Genomic DNA, 1,442 nt, shown 5'->3' with positions numbered 1-1,442 from the left:
GGCAATGTCCCGGGCGTAGTTGAAGGTTGAAGGCGGCGGTTCCCCGTTGGAAATCCGAGAGAATCGGGTTTCGACGACCAACTTCCCGGACAGGGAACCAAGGAGAACCGCCTTATGAAGCGTACCAAGAAGAAGCCCCAAAGCGCCAGCGCGCCGTTGCACGTGGTGCCCAAGCAGGACCCGGAAGGACTGCGTGCCTGTTTTGCCGAGAACAGTCAGATCCTGTTGCCCATGCTCGATCTGATTCAGAACACCCGCGCGAGCATCGACGAGTTGATGCACGAAGCCGGCCGTAGCCTTGTCGAGCAACTGCTGGTGATCTCGGCGACGGAGGTCGCCGGCGAGAAGCATCCGGGCCCAGAGGCGGCGAGATCCGCTGGCACGGCTCGCAGCAAGGCCAGATTGTGATGGACGAACGCAAGTTGAACGTGAAGCGGCCGCGCCTTCGGCGTCGTGGCGGCGGCGAAGTGCCGGTCCCCGCCTACGAGCAATTGAACGAGAATCCGCGGCTCGCCGAGCGCGTGCACGAGATCATGGTCACGGGCGTGTCGACGCGCAAATATGCCAAGGTCCTGCCCGAGATGGCCGGCACCGTTGGCATCTCCAAGAGCAGCGTCTCGCGCGAGTTCATCAAGGCCAGCCAGACGGCGCTCACCGAGATGATGGGGCGGCGCTTCGATGACAAGGACTTCCTGGCGATCTACCTGGACGGCATCATCGTCGACTCACGTCACATCATCGCCGCTATCGGCGTGGACAGCTCCGGCGAGAAACACCTCCTGGGTCTCGCGAGCGGGTCGAGTGAGAACGCCCAGGTCGTCAAGGATCTGTTGCGCGGACTGATCGAGCGCGGCCTGCCGGCGGATCGCGAATACCTGTTCGTGATCGATGGTTCCAAAGCGCTGCGCTCGGCCATCGAGGAGTTCTTCGGCGAACGCGCCCACGTGCAGCGCTGCCGTGTGCACAAGCAGCGCAACGTCCTTGAGCGCCTGCCCAAGGAGAGCGTTTCGCAAACCGCCGCGATCATGAAGGCTGCCTACAAGTTGTCGACCGACGATGGCATCGCCAAGCTCAAGACGCACGCGGCGTGGCTCAAGGCCGACCATCCGGACGCCTCGGCCGCACTGCTCGAGGGGCTGGAGGAAACCTTCACGGTGAACAAGCTGGGCCTAACGCCGGCGCTCATGCGCGGGCTGTCGACGACCAACATCATCGAGAATCCCAACGGCGCGGTGCGCCGGGTCGCGGGGCGCGTGAAGCGCTATCGCGACGCCGAGATGGCGTTGCGCTGGACAGCCGCGGGCTTCCTGGAAGCTGAGAAGCACTTTCGAAAAATCCTCGGCGTGAATGAACTCTGGATTCTCGCTGCGGCCTTGAAACGGTCAAGCTCGAAATCAATTGACCATGATCGGAAGGTTGCCTAACCTATGCCGCACCCGCCG

The 1,442-nt window shown here is 63.0% G+C and carries 1 pseudogene; it reads left to right on the top strand.

Annotated features, from left to right (window positions below):
• The first annotated feature begins 114 nt into the window (after window positions 1-114).
• A pseudogene (locus NCR34_RS27840) lies at window positions 115-1,424 on the top strand (IS256 family transposase).
• Window positions 1,425-1,442 lie beyond the last annotated feature (18 nt).

Source organism: Caballeronia sp. GAWG1-5s-s, from assembly GCF_023631445.1.
Classification (GTDB): domain Bacteria; phylum Pseudomonadota; class Gammaproteobacteria; order Burkholderiales; family Burkholderiaceae; genus Caballeronia.
The sequence above is the reverse complement of the archived record's forward strand: the minus strand, read 5'-3'. Positions and strand labels throughout refer to the sequence as shown.